This window comes from Paracrocinitomix mangrovi, from assembly GCF_019740355.2.
In the GTDB taxonomy this organism is placed as follows: Bacteria; Bacteroidota; Bacteroidia; order Flavobacteriales_D; family Crocinitomicaceae; genus Paracrocinitomix; species Paracrocinitomix mangrovi.
In genome coordinates this window covers 67,487-87,852 of sequence record NZ_CP091819.1, presented here as the reverse complement: position 1 = coordinate 87,852, position 20,366 = coordinate 67,487, and the positions used below count along the sequence as shown (strand labels likewise).

The 20,366-nt window shown below is 34.9% G+C and carries 16 protein-coding genes; 5 read left to right on the top strand and 11 right to left on the bottom strand.

Features of this window, described 5'->3' with window-relative positions; all coding sequences use genetic code 11:
• Nucleotides 1-156 precede the first annotated feature (156 nt).
• On the top strand, nucleotides 157-1,392 hold the full coding sequence (locus tag K6119_RS00330) for an ARPP-1 family domain-containing protein (RefSeq protein WP_221834551.1): 1,236 nt from the start codon (nucleotides 157-159) through the stop codon (nucleotides 1,390-1,392).
• Here K6119_RS00330 and K6119_RS00325 read toward each other — a convergent pair whose 3' ends face one another.
• The 4 genes from K6119_RS00325 to K6119_RS00310 are packed head-to-tail and all read right to left on the bottom strand — an operon-like array spanning nucleotide 1,393 to nucleotide 4,589.
• On the bottom strand, nucleotides 1,393-2,283 hold the full coding sequence (locus K6119_RS00325; protein WP_221834552.1) for an alpha/beta hydrolase: 891 nt from the start codon (nucleotides 2,281-2,283) through the stop codon (nucleotides 1,393-1,395).
• Complete coding sequence (locus K6119_RS00320; RefSeq protein ID WP_221834553.1) at nucleotides 2,280-2,960, bottom strand: hypothetical protein; 681 nt, start codon at nucleotides 2,958-2,960, stop codon at nucleotides 2,280-2,282. The genes K6119_RS00325 and K6119_RS00320 overlap by 4 nt, the downstream gene beginning before the upstream one ends.
• Nucleotides 2,961-3,012: 52 nt before the next feature.
• A complete protein-coding gene (gene arfB, locus K6119_RS00315) occupies nucleotides 3,013-3,438 on the bottom strand; it encodes an alternative ribosome rescue aminoacyl-tRNA hydrolase ArfB (protein WP_221834554.1) in 426 nt (141 codons plus the stop codon).
• Nucleotides 3,435-4,589: a THUMP domain-containing class I SAM-dependent RNA methyltransferase gene (locus K6119_RS00310; RefSeq protein WP_221834555.1), complete on the bottom strand. Its 1,155-nt coding sequence runs from the start codon at nucleotides 4,587-4,589 to the stop codon at nucleotides 3,435-3,437. Before K6119_RS00310 ends, arfB begins: the two co-directional genes overlap by 4 nt.
• Before the next feature lie 139 nt (nucleotides 4,590-4,728).
• Between K6119_RS00310 and K6119_RS00305 the strand changes: the two genes are divergently transcribed.
• On the top strand, nucleotides 4,729-7,002 hold the full coding sequence (locus K6119_RS00305; RefSeq protein ID WP_221834556.1) for a patatin-like phospholipase family protein: 2,274 nt from the start codon (nucleotides 4,729-4,731) through the stop codon (nucleotides 7,000-7,002).
• Here K6119_RS00305 and K6119_RS00300 read toward each other — a convergent pair whose 3' ends face one another.
• The 6 genes from K6119_RS00300 to K6119_RS00275 all read right to left on the bottom strand — a co-directional run bounded on the left by K6119_RS00300 (nucleotide 7,003) and on the right by K6119_RS00275 (nucleotide 14,947).
• Nucleotides 7,003-7,593, bottom strand: coding sequence for an START domain-containing protein (locus K6119_RS00300; protein WP_221834557.1), 591 nt, complete (start codon nucleotides 7,591-7,593; stop codon nucleotides 7,003-7,005).
• A 31-nt stretch (nucleotides 7,594-7,624) separates the two neighbouring features.
• Nucleotides 7,625-8,224 (bottom strand): START domain-containing protein, encoded by a 600-nt coding sequence (locus K6119_RS00295; protein WP_221834558.1) that lies wholly within the window; start codon nucleotides 8,222-8,224, stop codon nucleotides 7,625-7,627.
• A gap of 69 nt (nucleotides 8,225-8,293) precedes the next feature.
• Nucleotides 8,294-11,785 (bottom strand): efflux RND transporter permease subunit, encoded by a 3,492-nt coding sequence (locus K6119_RS00290; RefSeq protein WP_221834559.1) that lies wholly within the window; start codon nucleotides 11,783-11,785, stop codon nucleotides 8,294-8,296.
• 8 nt (nucleotides 11,786-11,793) lie between these two features.
• Nucleotides 11,794-12,936 carry an efflux RND transporter periplasmic adaptor subunit gene (locus tag K6119_RS00285; protein WP_221834560.1) on the bottom strand — a complete coding sequence of 381 codons (1,143 nt, stop codon included), beginning with the start codon at nucleotides 12,934-12,936 and terminating at the stop codon, nucleotides 11,794-11,796.
• Between the two features lie 29 nt (nucleotides 12,937-12,965).
• Nucleotides 12,966-14,297: a TolC family protein gene (locus K6119_RS00280; RefSeq protein WP_221834561.1), complete on the bottom strand. Its 1,332-nt coding sequence runs from the start codon at nucleotides 14,295-14,297 to the stop codon at nucleotides 12,966-12,968.
• Nucleotides 14,298-14,314: 17 nt separating this feature from the next.
• Nucleotides 14,315-14,947 carry a TetR/AcrR family transcriptional regulator gene (locus K6119_RS00275; RefSeq protein ID WP_221834562.1) on the bottom strand — a complete coding sequence of 211 codons (633 nt, stop codon included), beginning with the start codon at nucleotides 14,945-14,947 and terminating at the stop codon, nucleotides 14,315-14,317.
• A 119-nt stretch (nucleotides 14,948-15,066) separates the two neighbouring features.
• Between K6119_RS00275 and K6119_RS00265 the strand changes: the two genes are divergently transcribed.
• From K6119_RS00265 to K6119_RS00255, 3 genes are all read left to right on the top strand, one after another.
• Nucleotides 15,067-15,882 (top strand): ribonuclease H1 domain-containing protein, encoded by an 816-nt coding sequence (locus K6119_RS00265; protein WP_418889083.1) that lies wholly within the window; start codon nucleotides 15,067-15,069, stop codon nucleotides 15,880-15,882.
• Between the two features lie 96 nt (nucleotides 15,883-15,978).
• Nucleotides 15,979-17,490, top strand: a complete 1,512-nt coding sequence (locus K6119_RS00260) for a T9SS type A sorting domain-containing protein (RefSeq protein ID WP_221834563.1) — start codon at nucleotides 15,979-15,981, stop codon at nucleotides 17,488-17,490.
• A gap of 50 nt (nucleotides 17,491-17,540) precedes the next feature.
• Entirely contained in the window at nucleotides 17,541-19,964 is a 2,424-nt protein-coding gene (locus K6119_RS00255) for a TonB-dependent receptor (protein WP_221834564.1), read from the top strand.
• Here the strand turns inward: K6119_RS00255 and K6119_RS00250 are convergent.
• Nucleotides 19,954-20,343, bottom strand: coding sequence for a hypothetical protein (locus K6119_RS00250; protein WP_221834565.1), 390 nt, complete (start codon nucleotides 20,341-20,343; stop codon nucleotides 19,954-19,956). The two genes, K6119_RS00255 and K6119_RS00250, sit on opposite strands and share 11 nt — an antisense overlap.
• Nucleotides 20,344-20,366: the final 23 nt, after the last annotated feature.

Below are 20,366 nucleotides of genomic sequence, written 5' to 3'. Positions count from 1 at the left end.
AACACAGTTTATAGCTCAAAATAAATCGCTAACGTTTACAAATTGAATAGGCTAGTCATAAATGTTAAAAATCTCTAAAGTCCTTATAAAACAAATCAATAATTAAAATTAATGACGTAACTTTTACCGCAGTAATACATTCCAAAATTTATACTTATGAAAAAGTTGGTTCGATTTAAGCTTTCTGCTTTAGCCTTATTAGGATTTACTTTTATGTTTACTCAGTGTGATTTTACAGCACCAAGAGAAAGCAGAGAAGTTCAACCTCAAAACGAGGATTATTATGTTGAGAACAATGACCCAATGGGAGTTGATTTCACGGCTTCAGATCGTACAGATCCTAATTTCTTTGACCAGGTAAATATTAGTGATCCTATCAACTTTAAAAATTTACAAATATTCTTTATTGAAAATGCCGCACCTGCTGCTTGTCGCGAAGAATATATCACCTTGCAAGAAGCTATGGACAGCAATTGGGTAAAGATTTTTGAAACTGGTGAAGTAAATGAATTAGAAGCTAAAAATTATTCAGACGAATCTATTTATATCAATGCCGGTGATATTATCAAAGGAGGAAGACAAGACAGAACTTTAGCTTATGATGTTATTCTTCATCCTAAATCTAGAAAACAAGCACTAACAAGTTTTTGTGTTGAAAGTGGCAGATGGTCTCAAAGAGGGGACGAACAAGCTGATGGATTTAGTGAAACAACAAAGATGATTAGCTCTAGAGAAATGAAAATTGCTTCTAAAAAAGAGAACAATCAATCTCATGTTTGGGAAGGAGTTTCCAATATGCAAACTAAGCTAAGTTCAAACGTAAGTAATTATTACAGTAAAGATGTTGTAGTCAATGACGCTGCGTCATCAAGTAGTTTAGAGCTTGCTTTAGATAATAAAGACTTAGAAAATTTAAGACTTGAGTATACTGCACAATTCATTGAAGCCATTAGAGATAATCATTATGGAATAGCTTACGCCATTAATGGTGAATTATACAATATTGACATGTTCAGCAATCACGATTTATTTTACAAACTGTATGAAAAGCTTTTAAATGCGGCTATTATCGAAGCTATTGCTGAATTAGACACAGAATCTAACAACTTTACCTATCTAACAAAAAAGGATGTAAAAGATTTGTTGAAAATTGATGCCAATGCAGATATGAGTGCAAAGCGTTTAAATGGTCGTACTTATTGGTATGAAGAAGATGCTGAAGATTTGGTAATCTTTACAACAGTTGACGACAAATGCAAAGACAATTGGCTACACAAAAATTTCGTTTTCAAAAGCGAAAACTATGTTGAATGGGAAGAAGAGTACGCAGATTACGAAATGCCTCATCAGCAATTGAACAATGTAATAGACGGTACCAATTTGAACTGGTAATTACAGTCTAATAAAAGACAACACTTCTTGTAAATAGTTTTCGTGTCCATAAACAGCTGGAATATCGGCATGCTTTGCTCCTATTACGCGTAAAGCTTGCTTATAAACTCCATTATAATTACCGTAAATTAATTCACCATTGTCAATTGAAATGTAATCGTCATCTGTACCATGCATCCAGAAATAAGGAACTTCCACATTCTTGATATTTTCCGCATTTTCAAAGTTTAATTGAGTTACAAAGTCCGCATCAACATTAATTACTGTTGAACTTTGTGTCAAATACTCTACTGATGCCAAAGGAGATTCACAAATCAGTTTAGCCGGTTGAAAATCAGTTCTACTTCCGGCAATTTCAATTAAAGGAATGCATCCCAGGCTAAAACCATAATACACACATCTATCCTGATTCAATCCGTGATCAATTAACCAATCTAAGCCTGCATTAGCATCTTCAACTAAACCAATTTCAGATGAAGTACCCTCTGACATTCCGTAACCTCTATAATCTATCATGAATACCCCATAATTGTGCAATCCACCTAAGTGTGCATACATCAATTGTCTGGTATAGTAATAATCCATATTTCTGGATTGTCCATGACAGAAATAAATAACAGTATCTGTACTAATCGTTGCTGTATCGCCCATATAAAGCCCGTAAATTTCATATGAGTCTCCTGTTGATTGATCTACAGAGGTAAAACTTACTAAGGTTTGCTGAACATTGGCATTCAACATATCATCCGGAATTTCCAATTCAGGTTCACTGTAATCAATAAATTCATATTGATCAACTTCAACACTTGGAAAAGCAAGCGTATTAAGGGTAGCCTTTTTACAAGATACCAGCAAAGTAAATATTGCTATAAAAACAATTAATCTTTTCATTTCTTTAATTGTATTGGGTAACTAAATCCTAAGTAAACACCTGTACTCCCCCATTTTCCAAAAAGGCTTTTATATGGAACAAAAGCATATGTATTGTCAATCCATGGCGCTAAAAACTTAACTTCAGTTGTGAATCTCCAGGGATGTTTTTTTCCTTTTACCACATGACCCAACTGTGGAGCAAAAAGCCAGTGATATTTTTGATCAACATTATGTTCCATATAGCGCATAGTTTCAAAGTAATTATTGAAGCCTACATACCAATAGTTATTGCGTTTCCCATAATTCCAAAATGCATTTACATCTAAAACAGGCCACATTCTCCCCTCTTGCTCTTCAAAACTGTAAATAAAATTAGCGGCCATACTTGCACTCAAATTAGGCACGTATTTTTTCTGTTGCAAAAACTGCCAGGTTCCTCCAATATCAAATTGAAGATTTCCGAAAAAGGCAGCAGTTGTATGCCATCCGCCATATACAGTAAAAGTTGAATCAACACCATAACCTACTTCAATAGCAGTCATTGGAATAGGAATCGGGGCTCCTCCAAACTCAATACAGGGTCCACCAAAATTTCCACCAACAGATAATTCACCTTTATTCAGTGGTTCAACAAATCTACTAGGAGCACAACCGGCAATAAATACGGCCGCAAAAAGATAAAAGAGGTTCTTCACTTAGGAATTAATTAATAAATAGTTAGGACGAAATTAATACTATCCCCGAAATTTAAAAGTCTTCTTTTCGCATTTTCTTTCTTAGAGACTTTTTTTCGGCGTGTTGCTTCTTTTGATTTAAACGAGCCTCTTTTTGAGCTTTGGAAACTCCTTTCTTTTTTCGCTCTTTGGGTATGAATAAACCTTTTTCTAAAATTTGAAAAAGATTTGAAATAGCCTTTTCTTTATTGGCATGTTGAGACCTACTCTCCTGGCAACTCACCCTTAAAACACCCTGACTTAATCTGCTTTTTAAATTCGACAATAATACTGTCTTTTCATTTTCATTGAATACAGTTGAACTTAAAATATCAAATACAGCAGTTACCCTACTTTCAGTTTTATTAACATGCTGTCCACCTTTTCCGCTACTTTTGGAAGTTTCAAATACCAATTCTGCTTTTATAGCATCTAAACGATATTTGATTTTGCTGATCATTTTTTCACTCCGTACTTATGCTCAATTAGACTTCCCTTAAAAATCTGGTATTTTCTAAAATCACAACTCAAATTAGCGTTGTAAATTCTGATCTTACTTGACGGTTTTAATTCTAACGATTTAAAAGCATCCATATTTGAACTTAAAACCCAGCAATTGTATCCGGGTAGTTTATTTTTAAAATAGTCACCTATTTCTTTGTACAAATCAAAGACGCTATCATCATTCAACCTTTCGCCGTATGGAGGATTAATGATCAAGGTTCCATCTTCAGGTGCTTCAAAATCCTTGAAATCTTTTATTTCAAAAGAAATGGTTTTCCCTAATGGCAAAGCTTTAATATTGTTTCTTGCCATTTTTACAACCTCCGGATCAGTATCTGAACCAATTATTTTAAAATCTAAATCTCTTTTAGGTACAGCAGGTGCCGATTTTAAAACTTGATTCCACAACTGCTGATCAAAATCCGGCCAATACATAAATGAATATTGCTTTCTGGCAATTTGTGGAGGGATTCCATTTGCGATTAAAGCAGCTTCAATAGGCAAAGTACCTGACCCACAAAACACATCAATAAAATTTGACTTTTGATCCCAACCAGAAATCATTATTAATCCAGCAGCTAATGCTTCATTTAAAGGCGCCTCTCCAGTAGATTTTCTGTATCCTCTTTGAAAAAGTGGTGCACCCGAGCTATTTAAAGAAATAGTGCAGTTGTTTTCAGAAATATGCAAGTCAAATAAGATATTAGGACTCTTTTGATCAACCGAAGGACGTTGTCCATATTTATCATTAAAAAAGTCAACAATAGCATCCTTTAACAGCAACATTGGATATTTGGTATAACTGAATTCCTTTGAATTCACAGCCCCCTTTACCGCAAACGTCTTGTTTACAGCCATGTATTTATTAAAATTGAGATTACTCAATTTCTTTTTAAAATCATGTTCGTTTTTAAACTTGAATGATTCAATTGGTATTAAAATAGAAATTGCTGTGCGCAACCAAAGATTTGACTTGTACATCAACTCTTTGTTTCCCTCATAGGTCACCACTCTATTCCCAACTTCAATGTCTTTAGCTCCAAGTTGTTTCAACTCATCAGCCAATACTTCCTCAAGACCAAAAAATGTTTTTGCTACCAATTTCATGCTATTATTTTTTGGCAAAGATAAGGTATTGCAGATGATTTAAATTGCAACGTCCTAATAAGTTATTTCGTAATCAAGATCAAAGCCTTTGTTTGAATAAACAATAAGCATTAGTTTTGAGTCGGTGAAACTAAAAGGATTGATCATATTAATCTGCATTTTGTTCAACATTAATCTATTTGGACAAAAAGTAGGAGTTGTGCTCTCTGGTGGAGGAGCAACCGGCTTTGCGCACATAGGTGTACTTAAAGCTTTGGAAGAAAATGACATTCCAATAGATTACATTACTGGCACATCTGCCGGAGCTTTAATTGGAGGACTTTACGCTTCAGGCTTTTCACCTCAGGAAATCGAAGAGATAGCTTTATCAGAATCGTTTGAAGTAATAGCCAATAATGATATTGAAAGTGAATTCAAGTATTACATAGAGGAACAAAATGAAGATGCAGGTTTATTTTCAGTAAGATTATCAAAGGATTCTGTATTGAAAAAGTCTTTACCAACCAACTTGTTGAATCCTACATTTCTTGACTTAAAGTTGATGCACTTGCTGGGTACCAATCCAGCCAACACCCTTCAAACATTTGACAGTTTATTTGTTCCATTTAGATGTGTAGCATCAGACATTGTCCAGAAAAAATCGGTCACATTTAAAAGCGGGCCTTTGTCACAAGCAGTTCGTGCTTCAATGACTTATCCATTTTTTATAAGTCCTATAAAAATTGATGGAAAACTAATGTTTGATGGTGGAATGTACAACAACTTCCCAGCAGAAAATATGTATTCTGAGTTTAACGCAGACTTTATAATCGGGTCAAATGTATCATATAATGAGCCTCCACCAAATGAAGATGATTTGATGTCTCAAGTATCTAATATGTTTACTTCTCATTCTAATTACTCATTGCCTTGTGAACAAGGAATTATCATAGAACCCAACATTGAGGAAGTGGGAACATTTGAATTTGATGAAATCAAAGATGCTATCCAACGTGGTTATGAAGCTACCATTGCCAAAATTGACTCCATTAAAATGTATGTCAATTTGCGGGTATCTGCAAGTGAAAGAGAAAAACAAAGAGTACTTTATAAAGCTAAAAGACTGGAAGTTAATGTTACAGAGGTAAACGTTCAGGGAGTTAAAAAGGAACAAGCTAAATACATTGAAAACAAAATCTTAAGAAAGAGAAAGAAAAGTCAAATAGATTATAGTATGCTTAAAAAAAGGTATCTGAATTTATACCAATCGGAGCATATCAGATCATTATACCCCACTTTATATCCCTTAACAGACACTACTCAAAAGTTGGACATTGTTGTGAAAAGAGAGAAACCATTTAAGGCTTCTTTTGGAGGTCATTATTCTTCAAGACCTGTAAATACTGGTTTTTTAAGTGCATCCTATTCTGATTTTCAAATAACACCTGTTACCGTTTACGCTAACACCTATTTTGGAAAGTTTTATGGTTCAGTAAAAGCAGGATTAAAGTTTCACATGCCCACAAAATCAATATCGTACATTGAGCCAATGTTTGTGATGAATCGTTGGGATTATTTTAGAAGTTTTGCCACATTTTTTGAAGATGTGAAGCCTTCATATATTGTTCAAAATGAAAGATTTTGGTCATTACAATATCACTTAGCCACTTCAAGTAAAAGTAAGATGACTTTTGATTTCTCAAATGGAAGAACAGAAGACAATTATTATCAAACAGATCTTTTCACGAATTCAGATACTGCAGATTATACGAACTTTTTATTTTATTCTCCCGGATTTTCATTTAGCATGAGCTCGTTGAATAGAAAGCAATTCGCTTCGGCCGGTTATTCTTTGAATGTGAGCAGTAGGTATGTACATGGAATTGAACGTACAACTCCTGGTTCTACCTCTCAAAACATGCTAGCCAACGAAGTTGCCAGAGATTGGTTTTATGCAAAGGTATCTTACACCAATTACTTTATGCGAAGAGGGGTTTTTAGATTAGGGATGTTACTGGAAGGGGTTTATAGCAACCAGCCATATTTCCATAATTATAGAGCCAGTCTATTATCTGCTCATGCATTTTTACCTATCCCGGATGCCAACCTGGCATTTTATGATGACTTTAGGGCTAACCAATACCTTGGTGGAGGTTTGATGAATGTATTCACCATAAAGGATTTTGTTGACTTTAGGCTTGAAGCATATTATTTTCAACCCATTGTGAGGATCCTTGAAAATAATGGTTCAGCTTATGATGGAGAATTATTTGCAGACAGATTTGGAATTGGATCTGCCTCTATTATCTACCACTCTCCTATTGGACCATTGAGAGCTACTGTCAATTATTTTGGTTCACAATCAATTGTCAACCGTTTATCAGTTCAAGTAAGTTTTGGATATGTGATATTCAACAGAAGAGGATTGAAATAATTATTCTACCCTTTTCCTAAGTGCTACAAGAGCATCAAAAGGGCTATCCACAATAAACATATTTATCAGCCAGGAAGGCATCACTCCTCCCGGATCTGCTAACATCTGGTAGTGGACCTGAGTTTTATCTCCGATAGATGTAAACTTCCAAAAACCTCTTGATTTAGGCATTCTTACAACACCATCCACCTTGCTTTTTATGTTCAGTTTTTCTTTTACTTGAATGATAGACACCCCTTTTTCATCATCTACAGAAACATTGCTTTCTAAAACCACATCTCTGTCATCTGCCGGCCATGGACAATCTAAACGGTAATAAATAATTCGATTATTAAAAGATGTTCTGCTGATTTCTTTGGCTTCAGTAATATCTGGAAACCAATTTGGAAATTTCTCTACTTCCAAGATTGCTTTAAAAACTGTTTCCCTGGGAGCATCAATAGTAGCAAATGCCCTGAATTCTTCAACGCTAGATTCTGCCACTTTTCGTGTATAGATTTTTATACCATCTTTAAATTTCTCAATGGTCCATCCACTCGCATAAGTGACTGACAATAAAAAACTAAAAAGGAAAAGCACCCACCATTTCATGGGTGTAAAATAGCAACTTAAATTAAACGAGTCAAATTTGCTTTACTCTTTTTCTCAAGGCCATGATTGTATCGTACGGTCCATCAACAATAAACATGTTGATTAACCATGTCGGCATACTTCCTCCCGGATCCGCTAATACCTGATAGTGAATATCTGTTTTATTACCATTTGATTTCAGAATCCAAAATCCTCTTGTTTTGGTCATTCTAATGACTCCGTCTACTTTTGATTTTGCCGTAAGATTCTCTTTCATTGAAATGATGGTTTCATTTTTTTCTTCATCATTTTTCACGGTATAATTCAGTACAATATCTCTATCATCAGCCGGCCAGGGAAGATCTATCTTATAGTAAATAACCCTGTTTTCATAAGATGATCTACTCAACTCAGCAGATTCATCAACATCAGGAAACCATTTGACAAAATCAGCTATATCCAATAAAGCTTCACGCACTTTTTCTCTTGGTGCATCAATTGTAGCGTATGCTTTGAACTCTTCAACATCCCAACCATCAACCTTACGGGTATACACCTTTATACCATCTTCGTATTTTTCAATGGTCCAGCCTGTTCCGGCCTTAACATTAAGGCTTGTTAAAATCAGCAGGATAAAACTTAACTTTTTCATATGCAATAAATTTACTAATAAGATAAAAATGGGGCAATAGCTAATTTATTGCCCCATCTGTTTAACCAATTATAAATTTGTTCTCATTTTTTGATTAGTGATTTTAAATAACCACAATTTAAATCTGTAGAACAGTAAATACATCACTGGGATAATAATTAACGTTAAAAAGGTTGCAAAAGTCAAACCAAAAATAATTGTCCATGACATTGGTCCAAAGAACAATGTGTTATCACCTCCCATATAGAAGTTTGCATTGTACTCAGTCAACAATGTAGTAAAGTCGATATTAATTCCCAATGCAAGTGGAATCAAACCTAATACAGTTGTAATAGCTGTCAACAATACGGGACGAAGTCTGGTTTTACCTGCAATTGTTATAGCTTCTTTGATATCATCTAAAGTCAATTGCTCAAACTCACCAATTCCGCGCTCTTCTCTCATTCTTTTTCTCAACAGGTTGGTATAGTCAATTAATACAATTGCATTATTTACAACTACCCCTGCCAGTGAAATGATACCAATCATTGTCATCATAATCACAAATGGCATTTGGAAAATCACTAATCCAAATAACACTCCAATAAAGGAGAAAACAACTGCAAACATGATAATTGCCGGCGTAGAGAATGAGTTGAACTGTCCTACAATTACTAATAGAATCAAGAATACAGCAATCCCTAAGGCTTTAGATAAGAAAGCCATTTCTTCTGCTTGTTCTTCCTGTTCTCCGGTAAACTTGTAGTCAATTGAAGGGTTCATATCATACTCCTGCTTATACTCCTCCATTACTTTTTTGATTTCAGCTACAGTTTCATTGGCATTATAACCTTCTGAAACTCCTGAATAAACAGTAACTAATGGAACCAAATCTTTGTGAACAACAGTTGAATAAGTTTGAGTTGGCTTAGGTTCTTTAATTAAAGATCTAATAGGAATTCTTAAAATTCGCCCCTTATTATTTCTAAAAATCAAACGTTGATCCAACAAGGCATCTAAATCATGTCTATCAGATTTATCAAATCTGGTAACGATATCGTAAGTTTCATCTTTTACTTTGAAAGTTGAAATGTCTGCACCAAACAATGCCGTTCTAATAGCATTACCAATTTGACCTGTTGATACGTTAAACAACCTTGCTTTTGCGCGATCTATCTCAACTTGCAACTCAGGTTTCCCGGTTTCAACGTCTAATTTTAATTTATCAACCCCTGCAACATTCTTGCGATCTAAGAACAATCTAATTCTCTCTGCTTCGGCTATCAAGCTATCATATTCAACTTGTCCAAACACCTCAATATTGATTGGAGATGAAGTTGGAGGTCCGAATTGATTTTTCTCCACATTTATCTGAACATCAGCAGGGAATCTGTTTTTCAATCCATCAGAAATTTTCTTCAAGATTTCTCCTGTATGGTAATCTTTATTTTTAGTACTTCTATGTTTGAATTCACAGAAATTAATTGTAATACGAGCCTTATGTGGTGTTTGTCCCATTTGTACTCCACGAGAAGGATCTGAAGTTCCCTCTCCTACCTGCGAAATTATAGATTGAATGATACGATTCTTAGGTGCTACTCCTACAGTATCTGCAATCTCATCAACCAAAATTTCTTCGTTGATAATTCTTTCAATTTCTAAGGTAGTTTGATTAGTTACCTTAATATCAGTACCAATAGGATGTTGGATGAATATATTTACATATTGCGGCTGGTTTTCTGGAAAAAACGAAACCTTAGGCGTAAATAATCCAACTACCACAAAGGAAATAAAGAGCATTCCAAACATACCTACGAAAAACCATACCGGACGGCGACCTTTCAAGGCATATCTTAATAAGTTTTCGTATAAAGCCTCCAACTTAGGTAAAAACTTCTCTTGAAACCATACTGTTGCCGGGTTTAGAGCAAACACGGTAAATACAGCCATAAAACCAAGCAATATCATCAAGTTTCCTAAACCTGTTTTACCCATTCCTACTACCAAAATTCCCATTACAGCCGTAATTCCGGCAATGATCAAAGTTCTTTTTCTGTTACCTGCCTCTTTTTCAACACGCATGTACATGGCAGTTAATACAGGGTTGATAACAAGTGCAACAAACAATGATGATCCTAATACAATGATTAATGTAATTGGCAAGTACTTCATGAACTCACCCATCATACCCGGCCAAAAAGCCAATGGAACAAAGGCTCCTAAAGTTGTGGCTGTAGATGCAATAATTGGCCAGGCAATTTCACCTACACCTTTACGTGCAGCTGTAAATCCATCATGACCTTCTTCCATTAAACGTTGAACATTTTCTACCACCACAATTCCGTTATCCACCAACATACCCAATGCTAGTACTAAAGAGAATAACACCATTAAATTCAAGGTAACTCCCATTCCTTGCAAGATCATAAATGACATGAACATGGAAAGCGGAATGGCTACCCCCACAAATAGAGAGTTTCTCAATCCTAAGAAGAAAAGCAATACTCCAACTACCAGTAAAACTCCAAAAATGATAGAGTTTTCAAGGTTAGAAACCATTTCTCTCGTCTTGTCAGATTGGTCATTAGTTACTGAAATGTGAACTGTTTCTGGAATGATTTTTTGCTCTCTTACGTCTTTTAAAATTTGCATGATTTTATCAGATGCAGCTAATAAATTCTCACCACCTCTTTTCTTGATATCCAGCATCACAACTGTTTGTCCCCATTCTCTCGCATAAGAAGTTGTATCAGCATCTGCAAATTCAATTTCGGCAACATCTTTAAGGTAAACAGGTTTATAATCTTCCTGTTTTACGATCACTTCTCCTATTTCAGCTGCATTTTTGAATTTCCCTTCAATTTGAATAGTTCTTTTTGTCGTTCCATCCAAATATTCCCCACCTGACATGTTAATGTTTTCATTGGCAATAGCATTTTGAATATCTCCAAAAGTTACATCAACTGCATTTGCTTTTTTAGGATCAACCATGATTTGCATCTCTTGCTCTTGAGTTCCTCTAATTTCCACCTCAGATATCTCAGGTAACTCCTCAATCATATCCTCTAGAATTTCTGCATACCCTTTCAACTGCTCAATTGAATAGTCACCAGAAAGGTTAATATTCATAATTGGCATTTCAGACACATCCATTTCAAAGATGTTTGGCTCTGCCGGTAAATCTGTAGGAAAGCCTTTAGAAGACTGTGCTTTATCTACTGCATCTTTAACTTCCTGCAAGGCCTGTTTGGCCGTCACTTTAAAATCAAACTTTACCTGTATAGAAGCATAACCATCAATTGAATTAGACTTAATTTCATCAACGTTCTTGATAGAATTCAGCTCCTTTTCTATAGGATCGGTAATTTTATCAGCAATTAGTTTTGGGGAGTTTCCAGGATATGGAACTCCTACATAAATCTCCGGAATTTGTAATTCTGGAAAGTTCTCTTTAGGCATAGAAGTGTAAGCCCCAACTCCCATGATCATGATCATAGCAATGATCAGATAAACCGTTTTACGGTTATTTACAGACCAGGTAGAAAGCCCAAACTCCTTTTGGTTTTCAATATTCTTACTCATCTTGTATTTTATTGAATAATTACTTGGTCAGCCTCAGTAATTCCTTTAGCTCCTTTCACTACAATTTTATCTCCTTCGTTGATTACTCCTTCAACAGTTTCAATACATGCTTCACCTTGATATTGGCTCAACACATTAATCACTACTTTTTGCACATCATATACATCTCCTTCAGCTTTTACCAATTTGTAGATATAACTGTTGTTTTTTGTATCCTGTAGGATTGATTCTGAATTAATAACAGTAGCACTGTCTTTTTCATAATCAGTCACCTGCACTTTTGCTAACTGATTTGGCAACAATAATTTGTTCTTTTTAATGTCAATTCTGATTCTAAACGTTCTGTTTACCGGATCAATAAAATTACCTTTTGATGTGATTTTAGAAGCAAATGTTGTGTCGTTTAAAGAAGGTACAAACAATTCAACTTCAGTTCCTTCAAATACTTTAGCCAAGTAATTCTCAGACAATGATGCTGTTATTTTCACATCACTATTGTTTACAACCCTCATTAATGGTACTCCAGGAGAAGCCATTTCCCCCATGTGAATCATCACCTCATCTATTACACCAGAAAATGGAGCTCTAACAACCGTTTTTCCTCTTTGAGATCTCATTGTTTGCAATGACTTCTCCAATGAATTTTTCTGCGCTTTTGCCTGCTCATACTCAATTTCAGTTCCTACGCCTTCATCCATTAACTTCTTTTGTTTATCATACATGTAAGTTGCTAATTCAAGTTGCGTTTCAATTTCTTGAATCTGTGATGATAAAATTGTCGCATCAATTGTAACTAATGCTTGTCCTTGAGAAACTTTCTGTCCTTCTTGAACATGTACACTGGTAACTTTTCCAGAAGCTTCTGAATTGATCATGGCATTTTTATCTGTTTCAACTGAACCTTGAATCTCAATTTTATGTTTGAATTTTTTAACCGCAACTTCCTCAGCTGAAACCAATGGGTTAATTATTCTTGTATTTGTATCTAAAGCTTGTATTTTCTCATTGATTTCTGTCAATCTTGATTTCAATGAATCTCTTTCTGCTTTCAAAGCTTCAAGAGCCGGAGATTCAGCTTCTGTGCTATTTCCACCGCATGATGCAACCACAAGTGACATCAACATTATTGGTAGTAATCTTTTTAGTTTCATTTTTTTGAATTATTTCTTTGGTTGTGATTTTATTGATTGAATAATTTATCAAGCTGAACTTTAACATCTAGCAAGTTTAAAACTGAACTGATGTAAACTCCCTGAGCCTGTAATAATTGGTTTTGTAATTGTGTTACTTCAAGCGAACTCACTGCTCCAGCTGTTTGCTTTTTCAGAGCTTGAGAATAAATGAATTTTGCCAATTCCACATTTTCTTTTTCAATGATCATTTGATCGTAAGCAATTTGAAATTGTGCTTTCAATTGTAGCTCTTGAAATTTGATACTTCTCTCCAAATTTTGAATGTTATTAGCATCCTGCTCAACTTTTATTTCAGCTTGTTGAACCTTCATCACTTTCATTCCTGAAGTAGTGATTGGAATTTGAACTCCTATCCCCCAAATAGTTGTTGGATACCAAGGTTTATCTTGAAAAAAGTCAAACTCATTTCTATATGCATTTTGAGAATGTTGGAAGAAAGCACCAACAGATGGATAATAACCTGCTTTTTCATTCATTACATTGAACTCATCCAGTGTTTTTTGTTCAGACAACATTTGATAATTACTGTTGTCTTGAATGCTGTACTGTTTTTGAACAGGAGATTCTACTAAAATTTCCTCTAACACCTTATCCAATTCATCAGTAACTGACAATGGTTGATCAAAATCGTAACCCATTTGTAGCTTTAATAAGTTGGTAGCGATCTCTACTTGTTTTTCGGCAGTTCTTTTGTTTGTATTGATTTTATTCAATGTTAACTTGATTTGATCTGCATCTTCTTTTAACAAGAAACCATTATCAAACAATACTTGAGTTTGTTGTTGTAATTTTTCAGTTGCCACCAAAATAGAATCTAAAACTTCTACATTCTTCTTAGTAACTAAAACATTGTAGTATGCTTCACGCACCATAGTTCTAATTTCAGACTTAGAACGTTCAACACCATTCTCGTTCATCTTTTTCCAAAACTTGGCAAATTTCAATCCCACCACATACGAACCATCAAAAATCAATTGATTTACGTTAAAAGTTAAAGAAGTGGAGTACTTCTGCCCCATTTGAAATTCCATAACTGTTCCCGGAGGAGCTAATGGATTGAAAAGAGTAGCATCCACCACCTGAGTTGGGATATCAATAAGGTTTTGGAAATTTCCTTCAGCTTTTACCTGTGGCAAACCTATGGCTGTAGTTTCCCAAATGCGTTTTTCAGCACTTTCAAGATCTAGAAGTGCGTTCTTTACTTTTTCGTTGTTATTGATTCCGTAATCCTCTGCTTCTTTTAAAGAAAAGCTAGTTTGCTCCTGGGCAAACGAAAAAGCCGAAATCAACATTAATACAAATGCAAGTGTTTTGTTCATTTTACTTGTTATTAGATTCATATAATCTCGTGAGAGAGACTTCCGTCCTTCTCTATTAATTCTTTCAATACTTTTAATCCCTTCTCGCTTGCTATTCCTCTGATGTGATATCTGAACATCTCTGAATAAACTTCATCTCTTTTAAGCTGTACATCTTTCATAGATTCACCACCTAAGACAAAATCAATCATTGAAACATAAATTGCTGCAATTACTTTTGGATTGATATTTTCTCTGTAAAGTCCTTGCTCAATTCCCAATTTTAGGTTCCCTTCAATTTTACCACCTACAAATTCATCTTTATGGCATTGCATCATTTGCATTGCTGATGGGTGATATTTTTCTAAATCAAAAAATATTGAAGGATGAATCTCATTTAAAATGCCGATTATCAAACGGCTCATTTTCAAGATTTGTTCAATAGCATTGTCCGTAGAACGTACAATCTCATCCATCATACTATGTTCCTCAGTATGCTGCAACTTTACGCATTGTTCTACCAGATCATTTTTATCCTTTACAAATTGGTACAAGGTTTTTTTAGAAACGCCCAACTGCCTGGCCATATCATCCATGGTAACACTTTTGATTCCGAATCTCATGTATACCTCGCTGGCCTTCATCAAAATTTCATTCTTTTTCGCCTCCATGGCTGCAAATTTATATATGATTTTTACATTGGAAACATTTTTCCCACTTTTTGTTTCCTAAATATTTATTGTTTTCTACGAAACGTCATTTTATTCCAACGAAATTGTATTTTTGATCAATGGCCAAGCAAAAAAAATACTATGTAGTTTGGGAAGGGCATCAAGCGGGAATCTATGATAGTTGGGAAAAATGCCAACAACAAATTAAAGGATATCCCAACGCCCAATTCAAATCTTTTAAAACCAGACAAGAAGCTGAATTAGCCTTCAGAGATCAGGAAACGTACAACGTTTCTGATAAGAAAAAGCAATATTATTATGTTGTTTGGCATGGAACCAAGCCTGGAATTTATACTGAATGGAAAGATGTTTTGGAAAATATTAAGGGTGTCAAGGGACCTATTTACAAAACATTTGGCAGTAAGCAATTAGCGGAAAAAGCATTCACTGAGCATCCTGACAAATACAAGGATGGTGACTACAAAAAAACAAAGGATCTAGATGAGGATACACTTAAAAAAATTGGAAACCCAATTGAACTTAGTTTAGCCGTAGATGCTGCTTGTAATAACAAAGGAGATTTTGAATATCAAGGTGTTTGGACATTTAGTAACGAAGTTGTTTTTAGGGTTGGGCCATATAAAAAAGGATCAAATAATATTGGTGAATTTTTAGCACTTGTACATGCATTAGCTTACTTAAAACAGCAAAAGGATGAAAAGATGCATATCCTTCCAATCTATTCAGATTCAAGAATTGCCATGGGATGGGTAAGACAAAAAATTTGTAGAACCAACAAGCAGCCGCCTGCTGATGTTCAACAGCTTATTAAAAGGGCTGAACACTGGTTAAAAAACAACACTTATAAGAATCCTATTCTGAAGTGGGAAACAAAGGTTTGGGGAGAAATTCCTGCAGATTTTGGTCGCAAATAACAACAAACACTTTATCCACAAGCATTGCCACTTGTTAAAAAAGTGATTTTCGGATTTATTTTTTAGTATTTTTGGTTTAAACCAATTAACAAGCGTATGAAAAGAATTATACTTTTTGCTTCAGTTTTTGCTGTTGGATTATCGGCATTTGGACAGGAGCCTTTTGAAAATGCAAGTTTTGAAACATGGGAAAATGTTGGAAATCCTTCAGAAGAACCAACAGATTATAGCTCACTTAAAACTGCAACTCCTGGTACACTTGCAGCATTTGCGCCTCAAGTATTATGGCAAGCCGGAAGTGCTCATACAGGAAGTTACTGTGTTCATTTGAAAGTAGCTGCCTACAATTCATTGGCTGGAGTTTCACCTAATGGAATTATTACAAATGGTAGAGCTTTGGCTAGTACAACAGCATCTGACGCATATGTATTTACTGACCCTAATGATGCTAAATGGAATACACCTGTTACACACAGACCTGATAGTTTAGTTGGATGGTACAAATATTCTCCTGTTGGAGGTGATAAAGGAAAAGTACATATTCTTTTACATGATGACACCCAAGAAGGGGCTCTTCCAAAGCAAGGAGGCGTTGATTCTCACTGGGTAGGTGAAGCCAAAAATGAATTTTTCACAGCTCAAGCTAACTGGACTAGATTTTCAATTCCGGTTAACTATTTTAACAACAATTATCCTGATTATATATTAATGGTAGCTGCTGCCGGAGATAGTACTTTATCTATTACAGATTCTGAATTATGGCTTGATGATATCGAACTAATTTATAATCCGCTTGATGTAACTATTGCACCTGCAGCTTCGCAAAACATAAATATCAATACTGACGGAACAACACTTACAGCAACCGAATCTACTAGTGCAGATGCCGTAAATGTTACGAGAGAATGGTTATATGCTACAACTTCAGGAGGACCTTATAGTTCTTTTACTGTTGCTGAAACAGGAACAACTTACACTCCGAACTTTGCTAGTGCTGGTATTTATTATGTAGTATGTACAACTGATTTTGGAGCACAAACAGCTACTTCAAATGAAGTTGAAATTGTTGTAGTTGATCCGGGAGTAAATAGTGTAACTGTTTCTCCTAGTGCTAGCCAAACCCTTTTAGGGAATACAGATGGTAATACTTTAACTGCTACTGAATCTCCATCTGCTGCAAGTTCAAGAGAATGGATGTGGTCAAATACATCTGGTTCAGGTTACGCTTCATTTACTGTAGCTGAAACTACCACTTCATATACTCCAAACTTTGCCAACCTGGGTACTTACTATATTATTTGCGAGAGTGATTTTTCTGGAGATATGCAAACATCAAACGAAGTAACAATTATCGTAAATGGTTATGCAGGCATAGAAAGTGAAGACATTACTTTAAAGGTTTTCAAATCTGATAACTTCATTAGAATAGTTCAAGAAGGAATCGCAACAGGATCAACTGCTGAATTCTTTAGTCTTGACGGTAAAAGAATTCAATCTGAAGTGATAAATGCATCAGTAATGAATATTGCATTAAATGCTCCGACAGGAGTATATGTTTATCGCATAATTGATGGCGATAAAATCATTACAGGTAAAGTTCAATATTAACATTATTATTTCCGGCTCATTTTTTTAAATGAGCCGGTTTTATTTTTTCAATGAGATTAAGTCTACTGCTATTCTTTAGTTTATTTATTGGTTATAGTGCATCTGCTCAAGGAACTGTAAAGGGTCAAATTACAGACGAAACAACCAAGGAAACAATTATTGGCGCATACATCCTACTTATGTCTGATCCGTCTATAGGAGCCGTTTCAGATTTAGATGGTAATTATTCGTTAGATCTTACTGCCGGTAAACACAAATTGATCTACAAGTTTACTGGAATGGTAAACGATACAGTTGAAGTAGATATAGCCGACGGGCAAACTATTGTTTTGGACCATCAAATGCATTCTAAGATGTTGAATAAAGTCGACATTGTTGTAGGAAAATTTGATCAAAAAGTTGAAGAACTTACTTTCTCTATGGAAGTAATCAAACCTAGTTTGATAGACAATAAAAATACTCGTAGCATTGAAAGTATTCTTGATCAAACTCCCGGATTAAATATCATGGATGGTGAGCCGCAAATAAGAGGAGGAAGTGGTTTTACTTTTGGAGTAGGTAGTAAAGTAGCAGTATTAGTTGATGACATGCCCATGTTGTCAGGTGATGCAGGTAGACCCGAATGGGGATTTATACCTGTGGAAAACATTGAACAAATTGAGGTGGTTAAAGGTGCGTCCTCTGTACTTTCGGGAGCGTCCGCATTGAGCGGAGCAATCCATATTAGAACGGCTTATCCTAAAAGTAAACCCATGACCAAAATCAATGTTTATTCAGGTTTTTATTCAGAGCCTGAAGGTGATTCGGCCACATGGTGGAGTGATTATCCATTTATTCATGGAATGAACTTTTTACACAGCAGAATCATCAAGAAAAACTTTGATTTGGTAGTTGGAGGAAATCTCAATTGGGATCATGGATATATTGGAGGACCAATCAAAGGACCTTTTGTTGTTGATACAGTATCAGAGGAGTTTACGGACAAACAAATGCAACATAAAAGAGCTCGATTAAACTTCAATTTCAGACACAGAAATAATCGTATTAAAGGATTATCATATGGTGTTAATGGAAATTTCATGTACCAAAAAACCAATATGGTTCTGGCCTGGCTGGATGACACTTCAGGTATTTTTAGAGCATATCCGGGTGCTGCTATATTGCAAAACCAACTCATTTTTTATGTAGATCCTTTTATTGAATTCGCTTCTAAAATTGGCGTAAAACACAGCTTGAGAATGAGAATGATGTATACAGACAATGAGATGTCTGCCAATCAATCTAATCAATCTAGAGTGTATTATGCTGACTATCAATTCAAAAAAGAATTCAAATTTTTGAAAGACAAAGCCTTTGATTTTATTGGTGGAGTTTCATCTCAATACAATGACTCAAATGCCGAATTGTATAAAAACGAAACAAGTGACGGAACTAACAATTTGTTCAACTTAAGTGCCTATGCAGAGGTTCAAAAGAATTTCTGGAAAATATTAAACTTATCAGTAGGTGCCAGAGCAGAGCATTACAGAATGAATGATACCATTAAGGAATGGAACCCAATTTTTAGGTCAGGTATTAATTTAAAATTAACACAAGCTACTTTCCTTAGAGCTTCGTATGGCCAAGGCTTTAGATTTCCAACAATTACTGAGAGGTACATTTCTACTGCTGTGGGATCTTTTGGTGTTTACCAAAATCCTGACTTACTTCCGGAAAAAAGCTGGAATGCCGAAGTTGGAGTTAATCAAGGTTTTAAAATTAAAGATTACATGGCTCAGTTAGATGTTGCCGCTTTTTTACAACAATACAGTAATACGATAGAATATCTATTTGGCTTTTGGGATCCTGATCCTGACTTTATAGCAGGAGAACCTTTAGCAGGTTTTAAATTCCTTAATACAGGTGATTCAAAAGTAACCGGCTTTGATGTTACCTTAAATGGTAAGGCAGAGGTTGGCAAAAATTGGGAATTTGTACATTCGATTGGATACAACTATATCAACCCAATTACATTAGATCCTGATTATGTATATGCAGAAGATTTTAATCCTAACAATACAGAAGGATTCTCATTTGCCAACACAAGCTATGATACTACAACTAATGTACTTAAATATCGATTCAAACACACTGTTAAAGCAGATTTACAATTAGATTTTTATGGTTTTAGTATTGGATATACATTTAAATACTTTTCAAAACTTGAAAACCTTGATCAGGCTATTACAGCTTTTGAAGTTGTAACTCAATCAACAGGAGGAACCCTTCAGGGAATTTATTATATAGATTTCTTTAATGAAAAGAACAATGGAAATATTGTTCAGGATTTAAGAGTTTCTTACGGTTTTGGAAAAGACTACAAACATAAGTTTGCTGTAGTTGTGAAGAACATTGAAAATAAAACATATTCTCTAAGGCCATTAAAAATAGAGCAAATGAGAACAGCTGTTTTTCAGTATACGTTTAAATTTTAATTGATGCTTTTCCATTTATAATGGATACTTCAATAAAAACAGTTGAAGTAACGTAATTATCTTCTCTTACTGCTGCTTTCCACTTTACTTTATCAATGATATTGGTAAGCCAGCTTTGTTGATCAGTATCTAGATTACCGTTTTGGTAAGTACTTTTCTCTGTTTCTCCTTTACAATTAACATACAGTTTTAAAGTAGCATTATAGTCTCCTTTCTTTAACTTTTTGGGCAATTCTTTTTCAATTAATTTTTGAAGATCATCTTTAGGCGTTGCATTTTGATCCACCTTAGCAAATGGAATTTGATTACAGTGCTCAGGAACTTTTTGTGCAAAGGTCGAAAAAGCAATCATTAAAAACAGTGCAAATAGATACTTCATACCCCAAAGTTAACAAATTCAGT

Coding starts and splice junctions, on each gene's coding strand:
- K6119_RS00255 (WP_221834564.1), top strand. CDS start 17,541: ATGAGATTAAGTCTACTGCTATTCTTTAGTTTATTTATTGGTTATAGT.
- K6119_RS00290 (WP_221834559.1), bottom strand. CDS start 11,785: ATGAGTAAGAATATTGAAAACCAAAAGGAGTTTGGGCTTTCTACCTGG.
- K6119_RS00260 (WP_221834563.1), top strand. CDS start 15,979: ATGAAAAGAATTATACTTTTTGCTTCAGTTTTTGCTGTTGGATTATCG.
- arfB (WP_221834554.1), bottom strand. CDS start 3,438: ATGATCAGCAAAATCAAATATCGTTTAGATGCTATAAAAGCAGAATTG.
- K6119_RS00310 (WP_221834555.1), bottom strand. CDS start 4,589: ATGAAATTGGTAGCAAAAACATTTTTTGGTCTTGAGGAAGTATTGGCT.
- K6119_RS00285 (WP_221834560.1), bottom strand. CDS start 12,936: ATGAAACTAAAAAGATTACTACCAATAATGTTGATGTCACTTGTGGTT.
- K6119_RS00295 (WP_221834558.1), bottom strand. CDS start 8,224: ATGAAAAAGTTAAGTTTTATCCTGCTGATTTTAACAAGCCTTAATGTT.
- K6119_RS00265 (WP_418889083.1), top strand. CDS start 15,067: ATGGCCAAGCAAAAAAAATACTATGTAGTTTGGGAAGGGCATCAAGCG.
- K6119_RS00325 (WP_221834552.1), bottom strand. CDS start 2,283: ATGAAAAGATTAATTGTTTTTATAGCAATATTTACTTTGCTGGTATCT.
- K6119_RS00275 (WP_221834562.1), bottom strand. CDS start 14,947: ATGGAGGCGAAAAAGAATGAAATTTTGATGAAGGCCAGCGAGGTATAC.
- K6119_RS00250 (WP_221834565.1), bottom strand. CDS start 20,343: ATGAAGTATCTATTTGCACTGTTTTTAATGATTGCTTTTTCGACCTTT.
- K6119_RS00300 (WP_221834557.1), bottom strand. CDS start 7,593: ATGAAATGGTGGGTGCTTTTCCTTTTTAGTTTTTTATTGTCAGTCACT.
- K6119_RS00280 (WP_221834561.1), bottom strand. CDS start 14,297: ATGAACAAAACACTTGCATTTGTATTAATGTTGATTTCGGCTTTTTCG.
- K6119_RS00330 (WP_221834551.1), top strand. CDS start 157: ATGAAAAAGTTGGTTCGATTTAAGCTTTCTGCTTTAGCCTTATTAGGA.